16 protein-coding genes are annotated in these 20,137 nt (G+C 70.8%); 10 read left to right on the top strand and 6 right to left on the bottom strand.

Features of this window, described 5'->3' with window-relative positions:
• The first annotated feature begins 130 nt into the window (after positions 1 to 130).
• A complete protein-coding gene (locus ACTIGN_RS05740; RefSeq protein WP_439621850.1) occupies positions 131 to 1,000 on the top strand; it encodes a DUF58 domain-containing protein in 870 nt (289 codons plus the stop codon).
• A 150-nt stretch (positions 1,001 to 1,150) separates the two neighbouring features.
• Here the strand turns inward: ACTIGN_RS05740 and ACTIGN_RS05735 are convergent, their stop codons facing one another.
• The gene (locus ACTIGN_RS05735; protein WP_439621849.1) at positions 1,151 to 1,759 is read right to left on the bottom strand and encodes a hypothetical protein; all 609 of its coding nucleotides are present in this window, start codon (positions 1,757 to 1,759) and stop codon (positions 1,151 to 1,153) included.
• 164 nt (positions 1,760 to 1,923) lie between these two features.
• Between ACTIGN_RS05735 and ACTIGN_RS05730 the strand changes: the two genes are divergently transcribed.
• A complete protein-coding gene (locus tag ACTIGN_RS05730; protein WP_439621848.1) occupies positions 1,924 to 3,132 on the top strand; it encodes a hypothetical protein in 1,209 nt (402 codons plus the stop codon).
• 281 nt (positions 3,133 to 3,413) lie between these two features.
• Positions 3,414 to 3,776 (top strand): hypothetical protein, encoded by a 363-nt coding sequence (locus tag ACTIGN_RS05725; protein ID WP_439621847.1) that lies wholly within the window; start codon positions 3,414 to 3,416, stop codon positions 3,774 to 3,776.
• A 59-nt stretch (positions 3,777 to 3,835) separates the two neighbouring features.
• Here ACTIGN_RS05725 and clpX read toward each other — a convergent pair whose 3' ends face one another.
• The 3 genes from clpX to ACTIGN_RS05710 form a co-directional block, all read right to left on the bottom strand.
• Positions 3,836 to 5,125, bottom strand: a complete 1,290-nt coding sequence (gene clpX, locus ACTIGN_RS05720) for an ATP-dependent Clp protease ATP-binding subunit ClpX (RefSeq protein WP_439621846.1) — start codon at positions 5,123 to 5,125, stop codon at positions 3,836 to 3,838.
• A gap of 193 nt (positions 5,126 to 5,318) precedes the next feature.
• A complete protein-coding gene (locus tag ACTIGN_RS05715) occupies positions 5,319 to 5,705 on the bottom strand; it encodes a hypothetical protein (protein ID WP_439621845.1) in 387 nt (128 codons plus the stop codon).
• A 288-nt stretch (positions 5,706 to 5,993) separates the two neighbouring features.
• A complete protein-coding gene (locus ACTIGN_RS05710) occupies positions 5,994 to 7,208 on the bottom strand; it encodes an NADP-dependent isocitrate dehydrogenase (RefSeq protein ID WP_439621844.1) in 1,215 nt (404 codons plus the stop codon).
• Between the two features lie 168 nt (positions 7,209 to 7,376).
• Here ACTIGN_RS05710 and ACTIGN_RS05705 point away from each other — a divergent pair, with 168 nt between their 5' ends.
• The 5 genes from ACTIGN_RS05705 to ACTIGN_RS05685 all read left to right on the top strand — a co-directional run bounded on the left by ACTIGN_RS05705 (position 7,377) and on the right by ACTIGN_RS05685 (position 15,743).
• Complete coding sequence (locus tag ACTIGN_RS05705; RefSeq protein WP_439621843.1) at positions 7,377 to 9,926, top strand: WD40 repeat domain-containing protein; 2,550 nt, start codon at positions 7,377 to 7,379, stop codon at positions 9,924 to 9,926.
• Positions 9,927 to 10,003: 77 nt separating this feature from the next.
• Positions 10,004 to 11,002, top strand: a complete 999-nt coding sequence (locus tag ACTIGN_RS05700; RefSeq protein WP_439621842.1) for a Gfo/Idh/MocA family protein — start codon at positions 10,004 to 10,006, stop codon at positions 11,000 to 11,002.
• 116 nt (positions 11,003 to 11,118) lie between these two features.
• Complete coding sequence (locus ACTIGN_RS05695; protein WP_439621841.1) at positions 11,119 to 12,039, top strand: ThuA domain-containing protein; 921 nt, start codon at positions 11,119 to 11,121, stop codon at positions 12,037 to 12,039.
• A 369-nt stretch (positions 12,040 to 12,408) separates the two neighbouring features.
• Positions 12,409 to 13,797 (top strand): DUF1501 domain-containing protein, encoded by a 1,389-nt coding sequence (locus tag ACTIGN_RS05690; protein WP_439621840.1) that lies wholly within the window; start codon positions 12,409 to 12,411, stop codon positions 13,795 to 13,797.
• A 167-nt stretch (positions 13,798 to 13,964) separates the two neighbouring features.
• Positions 13,965 to 15,743, top strand: a complete 1,779-nt coding sequence (locus ACTIGN_RS05685; RefSeq protein WP_439621839.1) for a virginiamycin B lyase family protein — start codon at positions 13,965 to 13,967, stop codon at positions 15,741 to 15,743.
• 48 nt (positions 15,744 to 15,791) lie between these two features.
• Here the strand turns inward: ACTIGN_RS05685 and lpxA are convergent, their stop codons facing one another.
• The gene (gene lpxA, locus ACTIGN_RS05680) at positions 15,792 to 16,658 is read right to left on the bottom strand and encodes an acyl-ACP--UDP-N-acetylglucosamine O-acyltransferase (RefSeq protein WP_439621838.1); all 867 of its coding nucleotides are present in this window, start codon (positions 16,656 to 16,658) and stop codon (positions 15,792 to 15,794) included.
• Between the two features lie 206 nt (positions 16,659 to 16,864).
• A complete protein-coding gene (locus ACTIGN_RS05675; protein WP_439621837.1) occupies positions 16,865 to 17,407 on the bottom strand; it encodes a DUF2721 domain-containing protein in 543 nt (180 codons plus the stop codon).
• 108 nt (positions 17,408 to 17,515) lie between these two features.
• Between ACTIGN_RS05675 and ACTIGN_RS05670 the strand changes: the two genes are divergently transcribed.
• Together ACTIGN_RS05670 and ACTIGN_RS05665 are read left to right on the top strand one after the other, a co-directional pair.
• Positions 17,516 to 18,955, top strand: a complete 1,440-nt coding sequence (locus ACTIGN_RS05670; RefSeq protein WP_439621836.1) for an amidohydrolase — start codon at positions 17,516 to 17,518, stop codon at positions 18,953 to 18,955.
• Positions 18,956 to 19,219: 264 nt separating this feature from the next.
• Positions 19,220 to 20,059 (top strand): hypothetical protein, encoded by an 840-nt coding sequence (locus tag ACTIGN_RS05665; RefSeq protein ID WP_439621835.1) that lies wholly within the window; start codon positions 19,220 to 19,222, stop codon positions 20,057 to 20,059.
• Positions 20,060 to 20,137 lie beyond the last annotated feature (78 nt).

The following is a 20,137-nucleotide window of genomic DNA, read 5'->3' as shown; positions in this document are numbered from 1 at the left end:
TGAACCCTCGCTCGGCGCTCGGGCTCGGACCAATACGAATGCAACAGATTCGGTACGAGCCCCCCGAGTGATCGCACCACCTCAAGACCTCGGGGGGCTCACGCCCCCCGCTCGCCGAGGAGCGTGACCCGTGAGCGCCGAGCCGCTGCTGACGCCGGACGTCCTCCGCAAGCTGGAGGTGCTCGAACTCGTGTCCCGCAAGGTGCGGGCCGGGCGGCAGCGCGGCGACCGGCTCTCGAAGCGCAAGGGCCGCGGGGCCGAGTTCGCCGACTTCCGCCCGTACTCCCCGGGCGACGACCTACGGTTCCTCGACTGGGGGCTGTTCGCCCGGTTCGAGCGGCTGTTCTTGCGGCTGTTCCTCGAGGACGAGGACCTGCACGTTCACCTGCTCCTCGACGTCAGCCGGTCGATGGCGTTCGGCGCGCCGCAGAAGCTGCTGTTCGCGAAGCGGGTCGCGGCGGCGCTCGGGTTCGTCGGGCTGGTGAACCTCGACCGCGTCACCGTCACCGCGTTCGCCGACACGGTGCTGGGCAAGAGCCCGGCGCTCCGCGGCCGCCCGGCGCTGCCGCGGCTGCTGGCGTTCCTCGACGCGCTGGAGCCCGCGGGGGCCGGCGACTTCAACCGGGCGATGCGGCAGGTCGCGCCGGCGCTGAGCGGCCGCGGGGTGGTCGTGGTGCTGAGCGACTTCCTCGACCGCGGCGGGTTCGCCGACGGCCTGCGGTTCCTGGCGTCCCGCGGGCTCGACACGGCCGCGGTGCAGGTCCTCGCGCCCGAAGAAGTGGAACCGACGGTGGTGGGCGACTTGCGGCTGACCGACGCGGAGGACGGCACGGCGGCCGAGGTGACGGTGACGGCGGACCTGCTCGACCGCTACCGCCGGGCCGTGGCCGCGTTCCGGGCGCGGCTCAAGGGCGACTGCAACCGCCTGGGCGTCTCGCTCGTCCAGGCGACCAGCGACGTGCCGTTCGACCGCGTCGCGCTGGGATTGCTTCGCAACTGAGAGTGATGGGAGTGTTGGGAGTGTTGGGAGTGTTGGGTGTTAGGAGAGTTTGTTCGCGCGCCCTGAGCTGGTCGGTTCAACCCAACACTCTTCAACACTCCCAACACTCTTCAACACTCCCAACACCCAACACCCAACACTCCTCAACACTCACGCACGCGAGCCGAAGTACGCGGCGGTGGCGGCGATCAGGATGCCCTCCCAGACCTGCATCGCCTGCATGCTCGGCTGGTCCGAGAGCTTCGGGAGGACGGCGAACTGGAACACGGTCTCGGCGAGCAGCAGGAAGAGCGCGATGACGCCGACCCACGCCCGGATGCTGTAGAAGAACTGGTTCTGCCGGCCGAGGACCGACCGCAGCAGCAGCGCCACCCCGAACCCGCCCGCGAGGCACCCGAGCAGCACCGGCCACTCGGGGATCTCGGCCGCGTTCGGCGTGAGCTGCGCCGCGAGCCGGTGCGGGTCCTTGAACCCGACGTAGGCGACGACCGCGATGCTCCCGCCCACGAACAGGATGCGGAGCACCCACGGGAGCGTCGCGGAGTTGCGGACCGCGTCGACCGGGTGCGACGCGAACGACAGGAACACCAGCGTGAGCAGGAAGAAGTGGGCGATCGGGGCGGTCCGCTGGGCCTCCCACGGCACGAGCAGCAGGATCCAGAAGAACGAGCAGATCATCAGCGACAGGATGCCGCGGACGCTGCCGGTCGGGAGCCCGAAGGGCTGGAACTCTTGGGAGAGGGTGTCGCCGTTGGCCATCGCGGTGTCCTCGGTGGAGCGGGACTGTCTCTATAACCCAGTTCGGCGGCCGCGGCCAAACCTTTCCCCGCGACCCGCGAACCGGTTCCCGCCGAATTCCAATCCCCCGCGGCGTGCGGCGAACCTACAGTAGTCCCACCACCGCCCCTTCGGAGGCCGCCGCGATGCGAGTTCTTGCGAGTGTTGGTCTGGCCGGGTGCCTCGGAACGCTCCTCGGCTGCGGGGGCGCGCAGCCGCCCGCGGACCCCGCACAGGTGCAAGTCGCGCCCCCCGGCGACACCGGCGAGGCGGCCGCCCCGACGAGGAAAGCCGACCCGTACGAGATCGACCCGGCGAAGCACGTCGTCCCGGCGGCCCCCGCGGCCGGCGTGCTCGGCGGCAAGCCGTTCGCCCCGGACCGCGTCGAGCTCGAAGGGCACCGGCTCACGCTCCGGCAGGGGAAGGACTTCTTCGCCGACCTGGAGGTGGTGCTCGCCATCCACGAGCAGGTGAAGCTCGGCGACGGGGTCAAGATCGTCGTGCGGCCGAACCAGCGGTGGACGGACCGCATCCCGTCGCTCCAGTCCGCGGTCCGCTCCGAGAAGGGCCTGCCGGACGTCAAGTTCATCAACGACGACTACGCGCTGACGCTGGAACTCGGCAAGCCCGAGAAGGGGAAGATCCCCGGCAGCATCTACCTGTGCCTGCCGGACTCGTCCCGCAGCTACCTTGCCGGGACGTTCGTCGCCGAGCGGAAGCGGGGGCTCAACGACCCCCCGGGTGCGGACGACGCGCCGTTCATCCGGGGCACGCTCTCGCCCCCGGTGAAGAAGGACGAGTTCGTCACGATCGGGTACGTCGGCCGGACCGCGGGCGGCGAGGTGATCTCGGACGGGTGCGGCGCGTCGGTGTACGACGGCGGCGGGGGCGCGGTGCGGTCCGGGTCGTTCGCCCCGCGGGCGGCGAGCCTGCGGTTCGAGAAGTTCGTGCCGCACTACGACTTCGCCCGCCTCCCACCCGGCCGCTACCTCGTGCACGCCCGGGTGAAGGACGGCCCGCTGGCGTGGGCCTGGGCCGAGGTGGCCGCCGGGGGGCAGGTGACGACCGACCTGAAGCTGGCGGGCACCGCGCTGGGCACCGTCGAGGTCAAGGTCCCGCCGCGGACCCGCGACGTGCGGCTCGTCCCCGCCGATCTCGGCGTCCCGGCCCCGGACGAGAAGTTCCTGGGCCGGCTGGAGTTCGCGCTGGACCTGGCGGGCGAGGCGAAGGACGGCGTCGCGACCATCGCGAACGTCCCCGCGGGCCGGTACCAGGTGCGGTCGGGCGACCTCCGCACCGGCGTCGAGGTCACCGCCGGCCGGACGGCGAAGGTCGAGCTGAAGGCCGCGAAGTAGTCGCCCCTGGCGAGCCGCGACCGCGAGGGAGCGGGTCGTGGCATTCGCATGGGTCCGAGCCCGAGCGCCGAGCGAGGGTTCACGCTCACCCCTCGCTCGGCGCTCGGGCTCGGACCCGAACCGCCGGGCTCGGACCCGAACCGCGACCCGCACCGCCAAGCGGATCTCGCTCGTCTCGGCCTCCTCGAACCGCTACGCTGGAAAGCGGCGCAGGTGCCCCACCCCGGACTCGGGGGAGGGGCCGGCCTTTGCCCGCATCATTGGCGTGAGGAGTTGCTGTCATGCTCGCGTTCGGCAGGCGCGCGAAATGGCTCGGCCTCGCGGCCGTGTTGCTCGCGTCCGTCGCGGTATACGTCATCCTGATCACGCGCCCGCTGACGCCCGAGCGGGCGCGAGCCGCGCTCGCCGAAAGGTATCCCGATCTCCGCGACGCGCCCACGGTCGTGCGGCCCGACGGTACGTTTCTGATCGGCGACTGTTGGTGTAATCCCGTCACTGAGCGGTATGATTTCTATCCCCCCCGCCCTTTCCTTTTCGGCAACAGACCGGCCGGGATCTTTGGGGGGGCCTTTCTTCGCCGCGTGCCCTTTGGTAGTTGGGAGGTGTCGACCATGGTGAGGTTTCGCTGCAGCTATCAAGAGTAAACGCACGCGGCCCGGCTTTCGCCGGGCCGCGTCAGTTCCCCCAACCTACTCTGGTCGCGTTACGCGCTCTTCTTGCCGGGGGTCTTCTTCTCGCCGAGCTTGCGCTCGCCGCGGACCACCTCGGCGGTGATGACGTGCTTGCCCTTGTGCTCCAGTTCCGGCAGGTCGTACATCACGTCGAGCATCACCTCTTCGACGATCGCACGCAGGCCGCGGGCGCCGGTGTCGCGGGCCTTGGCCCGGTTCGCGATCTCCTTGAGGGCCGACGTCTCGAACTCGACCTCCGAGCCCTCCATCTCGAACAGCTTCTGGTACTGCCGCACCAGCGCGTTCTTGGGCTCGGTGAGGATCCGCAGCATCGCCTCCTCGTCGAGCGGGTCGAGCGGCGCGAGCACCGGGAGCCGGCCGACGAACTCGGGGATCATGCCGAACTCGATCAGGTCGTCGGCGGTCACCTGGTTGAGCAGGTCGCCCAGCGAGCGGTCCTTCTGGGCCTCGTTCACCGCCCCGAACCCGATGCTCTTGCGGCCGAGCCGGCGGCTGATGATGTCCTCGATGCCGACGAACGTCCCGCCGCAGATGAACAGGATGTTCGACGTGTCGACCTGGATGTACTGCTGCTCGGGGTGCTTGCGGCCGCCCTGCGGGGGCACGTTCGACACGGTCCCTTCGAGCATCTTGAGCAGGGCCTGCTGCACGCCCTCGCCGCTCACGTCGCGGGTGATCGACACGTTCTGCGACGTCTTGGCGATCTTGTCGATCTCGTCGATGTAGATGATGCCGCGCTGGGCCGCCTCGATGTCGAAGTCGGCGGCGTGGAGCAGCTTCAGGAGTAAGTTCTCGACGTCCTCGCCGACGTACCCGGCCTCGGTGAGCGTGGTGGCGTCGCCGATGGCGAACGGCACGTCGAGGATCTTGGCGAGGGTGCGGGCCAGGAGCGTCTTGCCGCTGCCGGTCGGGCCGACGAAGAGGATGTTGCTCTTCTCGATCTCGACGTCGCGGGACTCGCCGATGCTGAGCCGCTTGTAGTGGTTGTGGACCGCGACCGACAGCACCTTCTTGGCCCGCTGCTGGCCGATCACGTACCCGTCGAGCTTCTCCTTGATGGAGCGGGGCGACGGGATGTTCGAGGTGGACGCCTTCGGCCCGCCGCGGCGCTTCTTCTCCTGGTCGATGATGGACTGGCACAGCTCGATGCACTCGCCGCAGATGTACACGTCGCCCGGCCCCTCGACGAGGGGGCCGACGTCGCGGTGCGAGCGGCGGCAGAACGAGCAGTAGGCGTTGCGGTTCCGCCCGGCGGTGCCGGGGGGCTTGCGGACGCCAGTGTCACCGGTTTTCTCAGCCATGATCGTCCTGGGCTTTCTTGTGCGGGCCGGCGGAGGTCAGGGGTTGTTCGCGTGACGGGCGGGGGGCCGCGTCTTCAGGCTAATCATACCGCCGGGGAACAGTCGCGCGGCGCGGGTTCGGGAGAACAGGCGCAACCCAGCGCGGCTGGCGGGCGGACGGTACGGGTTCTCCACTTCTGGCAGGCTGGGCGAGTCAGACGGGGGGGCCGCGCGACCCGTCCCCCGGGGGCACCGGCGGGAGCGGGTCCGGCGGGCCGGCGGCCGCCCCGGCGGTGCCGGTCGCACCGGTCGCCACGCCGTCGCCGGCCCGGGCCACCGCGTCGCGGACCCGGGCGGCCACCTTGTTCCGCAGCCGGGCGTACTCCTCCTCGGTGATCTCGCCCCGCTGGAGCATGCCGCGGAACCCGCTCAGTTCCTCGGTCGCGTCGGGCGGCGCGGCGGCGTTCTTCCGCCACTTGTCCACGAGCCAGATCACGAACGCCCCCGCGAGCAGCGCGACGGCGATGCCGGCGGTGCCCCAGATGACCTCGGGCTCGCGGAACGGGTCCGGTCTCGCCTGCGCCAGTAGCGCCCACACCATCGCCTGCGCCCTCCCCCACTTTCGGGCTGTTGCGCAGTTTACCCAATTCGCGGGGGGCGTTTGAAGTTCAATTTCCGAACGGGGGTTCGGAGAGCGAAGAACAGGGGAGAAGGCGGGAAACCAAAAGCGGGAAAGACAATCGGGCACGGGCACGGGCACGCACGCGGGCACGGATCAGAACCGGAGGACGCATCGCCCCCGATCTTCCCGTCTTCCTCCGTGCCCGTGCCCCAGCCCGTGCCCGTGCCCGACTCCGCCTTCCGTTCTGCGGCCGCTGTCGCCGAAAGGTCACGCCATGCGCGACTTGAGTTCGGCGTCCACGGCGTCGAGGTACTCCTCGGTCGCGAGGTACGGCGTCTTGTCGCTGATGAGGATGGCGAGGTCCTTCGTCATCTTGCCGGACTCGACCATGTCCACGCAGACCTTCTCGACCGTCTCGGCGAACTTCACGAGTTCCGGCGTGCCGTCCATCTTGCCGCGGTAGATCAGCCCGCGGGTCCAGGCGTAGATCGACGCGATCGGGTTCGTGCTGGTCTTCTTCCCCTTCTGGTGCTCGCGGTAGTGCCGCGTGACCGTGCCGTGCGCAGCCTCGGCCTCGACCGTCTTGCCGTCCGGCGTGGTCAGCACAGATGTCATCAGGCCGAGCGAGCCGTACCCCTGAGCGACGGTGTCGGACTGCACGTCGCCGTCGTAGTTCTTGCACGCCCACAGGTAGCCGCCGCTCCACTTCATGTTCGCGGCGACCATGTCGTCGATGAGGCGGTGCTCGTAGGTCAGTTTCTTCTCATCGAACTTCGCCTTGAACTCGGCGTCGAAGATCTCCTGGAACAGGTTCTTGAACCGGCCGTCGTAGACCTTGAGGATCGTGTTCTTCGTGCTGAGGTACACGGAGTAGTCGCGGCCCAGGCCGTAGTTGAAGCACGCCCGTGCGAACCCCTTGATCGAGCTGTCGAGGTTGTACATCGCGAGCGTGACGCCGCCGCTCGGGGCCTTGAACACTTCCTTCTCGATGGCGGGGCCGCCGTCGGCCGGGGTGTACGTGAGCTTCACCGTGCCCGCCCCGGGGAACAGGATCTCGCTCGCCTTGTACTGGTCGCCGAACCCGTGGCGGGCGACGACGACCGGCTTGTCCCAGTGGCCGACGAGCCGCGGCACGTTCTTGCAGACGATCGGCTCGCGGAAGATGGTGCCGTCGAGGATGTTCCGGATGGTGCCGTTGGGCGACGGGTACATCCGCTTGAGGTTGAACTCCTTGACGCGGGCCTCGTCGGGGGTGATGGTCGCGCACTTGACGGCGACGCCGTACTGCTTGGTGGCCTCGGCGCTCTCGAACGTGACCTTGTCGTCGGTGCGGTCCCGCTCCTCGATGCCGAGGTCGAAGTACTTGAGGTCGATGTCGAGGTACGGGAGGATGAGCTTCTCACGGATCTTCTGCCAGATGATGCGGGTCATCTCGTCGCCGTCCATCTCGACGACGGGGTTCTTCACCTTGATCTTGGCCATGGGGCGGCTCCGAATGGGAATGCGCGGCAGAAGCGGCTAGCTTATCCGCCGGGCCGGACCGCGAACAGAAGGGGGCGGCCCCGGTGAACTCGTCGCGGTGTGAGAGGTGCGGCGGGCGCTCCGGTCGGGTAGGATCGGGGAACAGCCCCTGGCGCCGGGAGGACTGCCGTGTCCCGACTTCGCATCGCGGTGGTGGTGTGCCTTTCGACGGGCGCGGCCCTGGTGCCGTGGCCGCACGGCGCGAGTCGCGTCGATCCGATCGACCTCGTGACCGCGGAACCCGGACCGGTTGGTGCCCCCATGCCGGCACTGTCGGGTCCGCAACCGTTCGCGCTGCTGGCCCGGTTCGGCGAGACGGGGTTTCAGCACCCGGCCCCGGTGTGGTCGGTCGCGTTCTCCCCCGACGGCCGGACGCTCGCGACCACGACGCAGACCGAGCCCGTCGTCCGGCTGTGGGACGCGGCCACCGGCCGCCTCGTCCGGGAGTTGCGGGTGCCGGGGGCCGGAACCGGCGCGTTCACGCTCGGTGGGCTGTCGGCCGACGCGCGGCACCTCCTCGCCGTGCGGCACAAGGGGTACTCGCACCGGGAATTGGATGCCGAGCGCGACTGGGGCGTTCTCGACACCCGGACCGGAGACTTTCGCGAGATCGGGAAACTGGCGAGGGAGGTCGCGCCGCCCGTCGTTTCGCCCGACGGCACCGTGATTGCCGGGGTCAGTGAGAAGGGCGAGTTGATGGTCTGGGCGTTCGACCCGGCTACTCCCCCACGGGTACTTGCGGCCATCGGGGCGGAGCTCCCACGGGGGCGGAACTGCGTGGCGTTCTCCCCCGACGGCCAGCAAGTTGTGGCGCGCACTCGGGGGCACACGCTGGTGGTGGCCGCGACCAACGGTAGCGCCCCCGTGCGGCACCTCACGGGCGATCAGTGGGGGTCCTACGATTCTGTGTACTGGCCCCGCAGGGACCGCATCGTCGCGGCCTTTGAAGCCCCGATGAGAGCCCTTGACCCGGTCACCGGTCAACGACTCACTCCGGAAGGTCGCGGCGCGCGCCTTCATCGCGTCCAAGTGATCGAGGGCGGACTCCTCCTCGGGGTCGACCACGACAAGGGCGGCTGGGTCACCCTCGACCCGGACGCGCTCGTGCCGGTCCCGGCCAGCAAGTTCCAGGCGGTTCCGCAACACGAGTCGTTCACCGCGTCGCCCGGCGGCAAGGTGCTGGCGGTCGCCGACGGACACTCCGTCCGGTTGTTCGACGTGGCGACCGGCAAACCGCTCCTCCCCGACCTCGACGGGGCTGCCCACCCCGCCGATCGCATCCGCCTCTCCGCCGACGGAACGCGGATGCTCGCGGCCGGCGGCGCGATGATGCGAACGTGGGACGTGCCCCGCGGTCGATTGCTCGCCTCGGCCCCGATCACCCCCGGGGCGGATCTCTGGGGGCCGTCCAGTGTTGCCCTTTCGCCGGACGGGCGGTGGGCGATCACGTCGGCGACGTTCAACATGAATACGGTCGTCCACGACGCCGCCACGGGGCAGGTCGCGAACGGCCCCAAGCAGCACAAAGAATGGCTGTTGGTCGGCCTCGACGGAAGGGACCGCGTGTGGCTCGTGAACCGTCACACTGGCGACGTCGCGTCGCACCCGCTCCCCAACGGGCCGGCCGCGCCGGCGGTGCCGGCTCTTTCCGGTTCGTGTTTCGCGTCGCCCGACGGCCGCTGGTTCGTCTCGTCGCGAAGTCGCGACGCACTTCGCGTCCGCGACACGCGCGCCGCCAACGCCGGGTGGGTCGAACTCGAAAGCTACCGCGGTGAAGGGTTTCCCGCGTGCGGCCGCGTGCCGCCCGCGTGTGCGACCCCCCCGGGGTTCAGCCCGGACGGCCGGTACCTCGCGACGTGGTGGCGGGGGCTCAACCTGTGGCACCTCTCCGGCGGTGAGCACCGCGTGGTGCGGCTCACCACCGTGCGGGACCAGACGCGGTGGTGCCCGGACGCGACGTTCTCGCCGGACGGGCGGCGGGTGGCGGCCGTGATCGACGGCGACCGGGACTGGCCGCGGGAGGGGCGACCGGGAACGGTCCGCGTGTGGGAGACGGCGACCGGGTCCGAGGCGTTCCGGTTCGACGCGCCCGGCGGCGCGACCGGGTGCGCCTTCACCCCGGACGGCACGCGGTTGGTGGTCGCCCACCCGGACACGACGTTCAGTGTGTGGGACTACCGGGCGCTCGAATCGCGGGCCGTCCGCGCCGCGGGCGACACGTGGGCACGCCTCGCGAGCCGGGACGCCCGGGTCGGGCTGGCGGCGGTCGATGCACTCATTGCCGACCCAGGTGCCCTCACCCTGCTCCGCGAGCGATTCCGGCAAGCGGACGCGGGGCGGGTGGCGCAGCTCATCGCCGGACTGGGCGACGAAGACTTTGCCACACGCGAGGCGGCCGAGCGCGCCCTGGCGGCGCTGGGCGAGCGTGCGGAACGCGAGTTGTCCCGGGAGGCCGCCGAGTCGCCCGTGCCAGAAGTGAGGGCTCGCGCGGCCCGACTGCTGGGGCCGATCTCGGGGCCGCTCGGTGCGGCGCGCCTGCGGGCGGTCCGGGCGGTCGAGGCGACGGAGCGGATCGGTACGCCGGCGGCCCGCGACCTGTTGGTGGAGTGGGTGAAGGAGGGCGGCCCGGCGCTCGCGTCGGAAGCGGCCGCCGCACTCGCCCGGCTCGCTCCCCGCTGAGGGCGGCCCGGGGTGTGCCCGGCCGGTCCGGCCCGTACTCTATCCGCATCACCCTCCCCTTCTCCGACACGCACACCATGAGCCAGAAACTCCGCTGGGGCATCCTCGGCGTCGCCGGCATCAACGACCGCCTCATGTGGCCGCTCCAGAACGCCAGGACGGCCGACCTGCGGGCCATCGCCAGCCGCACGCTCGACAAGGCGAAGGCCAGCGCCGCGAAGAACAACATCCCCAAGGCCTACGGCAGCTACGAGGAGTTGCTCGCCGCCCCGGACATCGACGCGGTGTACGTCCCGCTGCCCAACCACATGCACGACGAGTGGACCCGCAAGGCCGCCGACGCCGGCAAGCACGTCCTGTGCGAGAAGCCGATGACGTGCGACGCGGCCAGCACCGCGGCGCTCGTCGCGTACTGCCGGTCGAAGGGCGTCCGCCTCATGGACGGGTTCATGTGGCCGCACCACCCGCGGACGCACAAGATCGGCAAGCTCCTCGATTCGGGGGCGATCGGCCAGGTCAAGACGGTCGTCGCCGCGTTCACGTTCAACCTGGACGGGCTCCCGACTTCCAACATCCGCATGCAACCGCAGGCCGGCGGCGGCGGGCTCCTCGACGTGGGGTGCTACACCACCTACGCGATCCGCTGGTGGATGCGGGCCGAGCCGGTGAGCGTGTGGGCGCGCGCCGAGTTCGTCAACGGCGTGGACGTGGCCATGAGCGGCGTCCTCATGTTCGCCGACGGCCGCACGGCGCACTTCGACTGCGGGTTCACGCACCCGCTCCGCACCTGGGTCGAGATCGTCGGCACCGAGAAGACCCTCCGCGTCCCGAACATGTGGATCCCGGACGACAGGGCCGCGTTCCACCTGTGCCAGCAGGACGGCGAGTTCGGCGAGAAGGTCGAGGTGGTCGAAACGCCCGGCGAGAACCAGATGGTCCACATGCTCGACGACTTCGCGGCGGCCGTGTTCGAGAAGCGCGAGCCGCACCCGAACGCGGACGAGGCGGTGAAGACGCTCAAGGTGCTCGACGCGCTCGCCAAGTCGGCCCGCGAGAAGAAGGAAGTCGCGGTGTAGTTCTGATGGGGCCGGGCAGACAAGAATGTCTGCCCCGGTACCGCCGGCGCATACAACAACCGTCCGGCCGAAACCCTGTCCGCCCGTCCCGTTCGCTCCTTCCCCGGAGACCTCCCGTGAAGCGCCTCGTCCTCCCCCTGCTCCTCGGCGTCGCGACGACCGTCGCCGCCACCGCCCAGGACAAGAAGCCCGCCGGCCCCGACCCGAAGATGGTCGAGAAGGTCGAGAAGGCGCTGCCCGAGAGCGCCCCGGCCAAGCCCAAGGCCGCCCGCAACATCCTCGTGTTCAGCAAGACGGCCGGGTTCCGCCACTCGTCCATCGCGATCGGCACCCGCGCCATCACCATGATGGGCGACAAGACCGGCGCGTACACCGTGACCGCCACCGAGGACGAGTCGTTCTTCGAGCCCGAGAAGCTCGCCAAGTTCGACGCCGTGTTCATGCTCAACACCACCAACGACTGCTTCCAGCCGAAGGTCGCCGACAAGAACAACAAGGAGCAGGTCGAGGCCGCGAAGCAGCGCGAGGAGCTGCTGAAGAAGAGCCTCGTGGACTTCGTCTCCGGCGGGAAGGGGCTGATCGGCGTCCACGCGGCGACCGACACGTACAAGAACTGGAAGGAGTACAACCAGATGATGGGCGGGGCGTTCGTGAGCCACCCGTGGCACAAGCCGGTGCCGGTGAAGGTGGTCGACCCGAAGAGCCCGATCAACGCCGCGTTCGACGGCAAGGACTTCGTCATCGCCGACGAGATCTACATGTTCCGCGACGACACCGCCCTGGCCACCGACCGCCGCTACCTGCTCGCCATGGACATCGAGAAGATGGACGAGAAGGACCGGGCCGGCGGCAAGCGGAAGGACGGGTCGTACCCGATCAGCTGGATCAACACGCACGGCAAGGGCCGGTGCTTCTACTGCTCGCTGGGCCACCGCGAGGAGATCTACTGGAACCCGACAGTCCTGAAGCACTACCTCGCCGGCATCCAGTACGCGCTCGGCGACCTCGAAGCCGACGCCACCCCCGCGAGCAAGTGACCTGATCTGCCAAGCCACGCGCCACGCCCGCCCGTCGTTCGCGACGGGCGGGCGTGCTTGCTTCTTGTCTGAGTCACCGCACCACGGGATTGGGTCCGCGTGTGGAGTCGGACCAGGTGCCCGGCGAGCCGGGAGCGTCAGCGACCGGAGGTGGGCGCTCCACAAGAACTCCGTCCGCTCGCTGACGCTCCCGGCTCGCCACGGTCCCCGGCGCTCCGAATCTCGCTGCACGAGTCTCACCCCTCTCTCGTGCCTCGGTGTCTGCCCCCGCGGTCGGGCGGGATTTATCTCCTGTGACCGCCGCGCGTCGCGTGGTACACTGCCCTCAGCCTACCCCCGCCTCCCGTCAGATCCCGTCCGGAGTCTCACATGCTCAGGATTGGCACCCCCTCCCGCCTCGGCCGGCGCGACTTCCTCACGGTTGGCGGCCTCACGCTCGGCGGCCTGTCGCTCCCGTCGATTCTCTCGCAGGCCGGCGTGCCGCTGTCGGAAGCCGGCCGGCCGATCACCGACAAGGCCGTCGTGTTCCTGTTCCTGCACGGCGGCCCGAGCCAGTTCGAGACGTTCGACCCGAAGATGACGGCCCCGGCCGAGGTCCGCAGCGCCACCGGCGAGATCCCGACCCGCATCCCGGGCGTCACGTTCGGCGCGTCGTTCCCGAAGCTCGCGGCGATGGCCGACCGCCTCGCCATCGTGCGGTCCTACGTCCCCGGCGACGGCAACCACGACATCAAGCCCATCGTCGGCAAGGACGGGTTCGGCGCGAACCTCGGCTCGGCCTACGCGAGCGTCGCCGGCGGCAACAACCCCGAGAACGGGATGCCGTCGAACGTCGTGCTGTTCCCGCGGGCCGTCGACCCGAACGCCGGCGTCGAGCAGTCCGGGTTCGGCAAGTTCATTTCGAACGGCCCGTTCGCGGCGTCGGCCGCGCCGTTCCAGCCCGACGGCGGCGGCTCGCTCAAGAAGGACATGACGCTCAACCTCCCGCTCGACCGCCTCGACGACCGCCGCTCGCTGCTGAGCGGGTTCGATCAACTGAAGCAAGGCATGGAGACCGACGCCGGGGCGATGGACGCGTCGCGGCAGAAGGCGTTCTCGATCCTGCTCGGCGGCGTCGGCGAGGCGTTCGACCTGGCCCGCGAGGACCCGAAGACCGTCGAGCGGTACGACACGTCGAAGCTCATCGCCGTGGACAAGATCAGCAAGAAGTGGAACAACCACAAGCACTACGCCGACAACGCCCGGACGCTCGGGAAGCTCCTGCTGGTGGCCCGGCGGGTGATCGAGCGCGGGGCCGGGTTCGTCACGGTGACGACGAACTTCGTGTGGGACATGCACGCCGACAGCAACAACGCCACGGTGACCGAGGGCATGGGCTACATGGGGCCGCCGCTCGACCACGCGGTGAGCGTGTTCCTCGACGACCTCCGCCAGCGCGGCCTCGAAGACAAGGTGCTGCTGGTGGCGTGCGGCGAGATGGGCCGGTCGCCGCGGATCAACAAGAACGGCGGCCGCGACCACTGGGGGCCGCTCGGCCCGCTGCTCCTGGCCGGGGGCGGGCTGCCGCGGGGCGTGGTCATCGGGAAGTCGACCGCCAACGGCGGCGAGCCGAACACCGACCCGGTCCGCATCCCGAACCTGATCGGCACCGTGATGCACACGATGTTCGACGTGGGCAAGCTCCGCGTGACCCGCGGCGTGAGCCGCGAGGTGCTCCAGATGTCCGAGTACGCCCCGATCCCCGACCTGCACGGGTAGGACAACCGGCACGACTCGCACGACCGAACCGACCGCCCCGCGCGGCACCGGTTCCGCGCTTGACCGCGCCGCGCGGCCCCTCGACAATCTGCTTCACCCTCCCGCACCGCCGCCGGGCCGCCCCGGCCCGCGCGGCTCGCGTGCCCCGAGTCGCCCCGGAGTCGCCCGTGACGCCCCGCCGCCCCTCCCTGTCCGTGGAACAACTCGAGAGCCGCGAGGTGCCCGCGGGCCTCTCGCCGCAGGCCGCCGACAACGTGGTCACCGGCCTGTACCACCAGATCCTGCACCGCGACCCGAACGCCGCCGAACTCCGGCGGCTGGGCAACGAGCTGGAGGCCGGCGTCCCGGTCCGGCGGGTGGCGAACCAGGTGTGGAGCACGCCCGAGTTCCGCGGGCTGGAGGTCACCGCCTACTTCGGGGCGTACTACGGCCGCACCCCGACCCCCGCCGCCAAGGCCGCCTGGGTCGCGGTCCTCGACGCGGGGGTGCCCGAGGCCGAGGTGATGACCCGGTTCCTCGCGTCCGCCCGGTTCTCGGCCCGGTACACGACCGACGCGGACTACGCGACCGGGCTGTACCGGGTGCTGTTCGACCGGACGCCCGCCCCGGCCGAGGTGACCGCCGCGACGGACGCGCTGGCCGCCGGTGCGTCCCGCGCGGACCTCGCGGCCGCGATGCTCGACTCGCAGGAGTTCCACAACCGGCGGATCCGCGGGATGTTCCGGGCGGGCCTCGGGCGGGCCGCGACGCCGGCCGAGGTGCGGGCGTACGCGGCCCTCTGGGACGCCCCCGGGGGCACGATCCGGTCCGTCGAGGTGGCGTTCCTGTCGTCGGCGGTGAACGTGCGCCACCTCGCGACCGGCGGCGGGGTGCCGCTCGCCAGCCCGCTCGTGACCGAGTACCAACTCGACTACACCACGGGCGCCCCGTCCACGCACGAGATCGTCGAGGCCCCGACCCGGCCGGGGTTCTTCTGGATCACCGGCCAGAAGCACGACGCGCTGGTGCTGTTCGACTCGGCCACCGGCGGGCAGACCGAGTACCCGCTGAGCGTGCCGGGGGTCGCGGCCCCGCTGGGGCCGCACGGCATGTTCTTCGACGACCAGGGGCGGTTCTTCGTCTCCCTGGAGTTCGCGGCCCTGCTCGCGCAGGTGGACCCAACCACGGGCGCGGTCCTCCGGACCATCGACACGCGGTTCGTCGGCCTGCCGGGCGGCCCCGACCCGGCGCTCAACCCGTCCCCGCACGACTTCGTTTTGGGGGCGGACGGAGCGACGATCTGGTTCACCGGCAAGGCGACCGGGACGGTCGGCCGGGTGAACCCGGACGGGTCGATCGACACGTTCCAGTTGCCGACGGTCGGCTCGGTGCCGATCTACCTGTCGCTCGGGCCGGACGGCAACATCTGGGGCACGGAACTGGTCGGGAACGCGATCTTCCGGGTGACGGCCGCGGGGGTCGTGACCGAGTTCCCGATCCCGACCGGGAACAGCCGCCCGATCGTCATCACCCCGGACCCGCTCGGTCGGCCGTTCATGTGGTTCAGCGAGGAGGCGGGCCACAAGGTCGCGCGGATCAGCACCACCGACGGGTCGTTCGCCGAGTTCGCGGTGCCGAAGCCGCAGAGCAACTCGATCCTCGCCGGGCTGGCGTTCGACCGGGCCGGGAACCTGTACACGCAGAGCTACGTGGACCCGAACAACCCGGTCCCGAGCGGCCCGGACTACATCATCAAGTTGAGCAGCGAGATCCTGACCGCCCCCGCGGGGGACCTGCGGGGGGTCGCGGTGACGAACTACCAGGTGCCCAGCACGGGCACCGTGTTCCACCGCATCACCCTCGGCAGCGACGGGAACATGTACTTCACAGAACTGGCGCTGGACAAGGTGGGCCGGCTGGTCGTCGCGGCCGGCCCGTCGCCATTCCAGTTCGACTTCGGTCTGTGACGCCGCTCCGGGGGCGGCCCCGGGGCCGCCCCCGGAGCGACCCGGTGGTCACGCGGCGGCGCTCTCGCGGGTCTCGCCGTCGCCCTCGCCCTCGCCGTGGCCGTGGAACCGGTGGCCGCCGCAGATGCCGCGCTTCGACGTGCGGATGAACTGCGCCAACTCCCGGACCGCCGCGAACTGGCCCCACTCGGCCTCCATCTTCATCAGCGCCACCGGGATCGGCATCTTGTCCTTGTAGATCAGCGAGAACGCCCGCCGCACGGCCTGGATCTCGGGCGACGCGATGCCGGCCCGCCGCATCCCGATCGTGTTCACCCCGCACACCCAGTTCACCTCCTGCATCACCCAGAACGGTGGGATGTCCTTGCTCGACGCCGACGCGCCGCTGAGCAGCGCGAGCCGCCCGACCCGGCAGAACTGGTGGACCGCCGAGTTCCCGCTGAGCAGCGCCCGGTCCCCGACGACGACGTGCCCGCCGATCACCGCAGCGTTCGCGAACAGGCACTCGTTGCCGACGACGCAGTCGTGCGCGACGTGGCTCCCGGCCATGAACAGGTTCCGGTGCCCGACCCGCGTGGTCCCGGTCCCCGGGCCGACGCCGACCGGCATCCCGCGGTGGACGGTAACGTGCTCGCGGAACGTGTTCCCGTCGCCGACCTCGACGGTCGTGGGCTCGCCCTTGTACCCGAGGTGCTGCGGCGCGCCCCCGAGCACGGTGCCGGTGCCGACGTGGTTGTTCGCGCCCAGGGTGAGCGGGCCGATCAGGTGCGTCTGCGGGCCGACGACGGTGCCGGCCCCGACGCGGACGTCGCCCTCGATCACCGCGAACGGCCCGACCCGCACGTCCGGCGCGAGCTGAGCGGCCTCGGAGACGACGGCCGTGGGGTGGATGAGTGCGGGGTCGCGTGCGGGCATGCGGGCGTCCTTTCCGGCTGCCGAGGGTGTGCTCGGGCCGGAAGGTAATCCGCCCCGCCGGGCGTGCCAAGCCCAACTTGCGCCGCGGGTGTCCCCGAGATTTTGGCGAGCGGGGGACGTGAGTCCCCCGGTAAGTGAGAATCGAGGTTCTACCGGGGGACTCACGTCCCCCGCTCGCCAAAGTGCAATCGGCTCGCCGAAGGAGGCTACCCCTCGCCCTGGCCGCCCTCGGGCTTCTCGGCGAGCACCACCTTCATCGTCGTCTTGCGGGCGACCACCTTGCGGATGTACTCGATCTCGTGGAACGACCCCTTCACGGCGGTCCGGGCCTCGGTGAGCAGCACGAGCGCGCCGACCATCAGCCCGGTCGCACCGAGCAGCGCGAGGAGCACCGGCACCCAGAGCAGCGCCCCCTTGGCCGTGGTGGACAGGCCCACCGTGAGGCTCGACGCGACGAGGAGCCCGATCGACCCGTAGAAGAAGATGAGCGCGGTCTGGAGCAGGCCGAGCCGCTTCGTGAGCCACCGCACCTGGTCCGCGATGAGCGCCCGCTTCTCGACCACCTCGACCGCCGCCGACTCGTCGGGCAGCCCCTCGGCCGCGTCGCTCAGCTTGCGGACCCGGTCCACGACGCGGCCGAGCCGGTTCGAGGTCGAGAGCACCAGCGTGCCCGACGCCGAGATGAGCACCGCCGGGGTGATCATCGCCGTTAAGACTTCGCTCGCGCCGAACACGTCGGTCAGGGTCATGGGCCGGGCTCCTCCCGGGTCAGTGTAGGGGCGGCGGAACCCGTTGCCCGGTGGGGCCCCATGCGTGACAATTGCAGTTCCGCCCGCCCGCACCGAGCCGAGCCCCACATGCGAACGCTTGCACTCGCCGCACTGCTCCTGGCCCCCGCCCTGGCGCACGCGCAGAAGGACGCCGCCGTGAGGGCCGCGGCCGCCCACGCCGACGCGAACTGGCCCACCGCGCTGAAGATCTGGGAGTGGGCCGAGCCCGGCTACCAGGAGAAGAAGTCGGCCGCGGCGCTGGCCGAGGTCGCCGAGAGGGCCGGGTTCGCGGTGAAGAAGGGGGTCGCCGGCATCCCCACCGCGTTCACCGCCGAGTTCGGCACCGGCAAGCCGGTGATCGGCGTCATGGGCGAGTTCGACGCGCTGCCCGAACTGAGCCAGGAGGCGGTGCCGTTCCGCAAGCCGCGGGCCGACGGCAACGGGAACGGGCAGGCGTGCGGGCACCACCTGTTCGGGGTCGCGTCGCTGTCGGCGGCGCTGGCCGTCGGCGAGCAGATCAAGGCCGGGAAGATCAGAGGTACGGTGCGGTTCTACATGTGCCCGGCAGAAGAAGGAGGGGCCGCGAAGGTGTTCATGGCGCGGGCCGGGCTGTTCGACGACTGCGACACCGTGCTGCACTGGCACCCGGGGAGCCGCAACACCGCCGGCGACGCGACGTGCCTGGCCCGGATCGCCGTGAAGTTCCGGTTCCACGGGACCGCCTCGCACGCCGCCGGGTCGCCCGAGAAGGGCCGCTCGGCGCTCGACGCCCTGCTGCTCGCGATGCACGCGGTCGAACTGCTCCGCGAGCACACGCCCGACGGCACGCGGTTGCACCACGCGGTCACCAGCGGCGGCGGCGCGGCGAACGTGGTGCCCGAGTTCGCGGAGGGGTTCTTCTACGTCCGGCACCCGAAGGCCGAGGTCGTCAAGCAACTGTACCCGCGGCTGCTGAAGTGCGCGCAGGGCGCGGCGCTGGCGACCGAGACGAGGCTCGAAGTCGTGTACCTCGGCGGCACGATGGAGATCCTCCCGAACAACACGCTCTCCGAGCTGGCGAAGAAGAACCTGACGGCGCTCAACGACCTGAAGTACGACGCCGACGAGACGAAGTTCGCTCTCCGCATCCAGGAGACGTTCCCCGACAAGGTGGACCTGGACGAGGTCGCCAAGGTGTTCGACTCGGCGGGCAAGTCGAGCGGCGGCAGCACCGACGTGGGCGACGTGTCGTGGGTGGTGCCGGTGACCGGGTTCGGCACGTCGTGCTGGGTGCCGGGGACGCCGGGGCACTCGTGGCAGGCGGTCGCGTGCGGGGGCACGACGATCGGCAAGAAGGGGATGAACCTCGCGGCCCGCACGCTCGCGGCGACCGCCTACGACCTGTTCGCCGACCCGGCCCTGGTGGCGGCCGCCAAGGCCGAGCACAAGAAGCGGCTGGAGGGGAAGAAGTACGAGGCGATGCTCGACAAGGACCAGCCCCCGCCGCTCGACTACCGCACCCCCGGCAAGGGGAAGGCGGGCGAGTGACCGCGGGTGCGGTGGATCAAGCGGCGCGGCAAAGGGCCGGTCCGGTCCGAGCCCGAGCGCCGAGCGAGGGACCACGCTTGCCCTCGCTCGGCGCTCGGGCTCGGACCGGACACGACGCAACCCCTTGTTCGTCCCCACGGACCGGGCGGCGCGCGAAAATTCTCGGGCCGGGTGTCTCCGGTGGTGAGAGGCTCGCGTTTCTTCTCACAGACCCGCCCGCACGGGGCGGACCCGAAGGTTGCCCCCACTCCCACGAGGCGTTCCATGTTCTGGCTCACGAAGGTCCTGGCCCCCGCCGCACTGGTCGCGGCCGTTGGCGCGACCGTGGTCGTCGCGCAACCGCCCGAGCGCCGGGGCGGCGACGACAAGAAGGGCGGGGCCGAGCGCAAGGGCCGCGACGAGAAGCGCGACCCGATGAGCGAGCGGCCGGCCCCGCGGCCCGACGCGACCGTCGACGCGTGGGTGAAGGTGCTCGTCGAGAAGATCGCCGACCCGCACGACACGGTCCGCGACAGTGCCCGCGCCGCGCTCGTCCACGTCGGCCCGCAGGCCGTTCCCGCACTGAAGAAACTCGCCGACGGCGACGACACCGTGAAGGCCGTCGCGGCCCGCAACGTCATCGCCATGATCGAGCGCGGCCCGCAACCGGGTCGGCCCGGCCGCGGCGACCCGATGGGGCCGGGTGGCGAGCGCCCGGGGCAGGCCGGCGAGCGCCCGGGTGGCGACCGCCCCGGCCCCGGCGGCCCGATGGGGCCTGGCGGACCGGGCGGCGGTCCCGGCGGAATGGGCCGCGCGCTGGGCGAGTTGAACCTGACCGAGAAGCAGGAGAAGCAGGCCCGCGAGATCATCGCGGCGCACGGCAAGAAGGTGATGGAGTTCGGCGAGAAGCTCCGCGACGGCGCCGTCGACCGCGAGGCCGCCCGCGAGGGGTTCGAGAAGCTCCGCGGCGAGCTGATGAAGGAACTGAAGGGCGTCCTCGACGCCGAGCAGGTGAAGAAGCTCGAAGCGGCGATGTCGGGGCCGGGCGGGTTCGGCGGCCCCGGTGGCCGGCCTGGCGGTCCGCCCCCGGGCGGCGGCCGCCGCCCGCGGCCCGACAGCGACTGACGCCCAGTGATCGGGCGAGGGCCGGGCCGTGACTCTGGTCCGAGCCCGAGCGCCGAGCGAGGGAGCCACGCTTACCCT

Origin of the sequence: Gemmata sp., assembly GCF_051859125.1 — a bacterium.
Lineage (GTDB): Bacteria > Planctomycetota > Planctomycetia > Gemmatales > Gemmataceae > Gemmata.
Note: the sequence above shows the minus strand (reverse complement) of the source record. Positions and strands in the feature narration are given on the sequence as shown.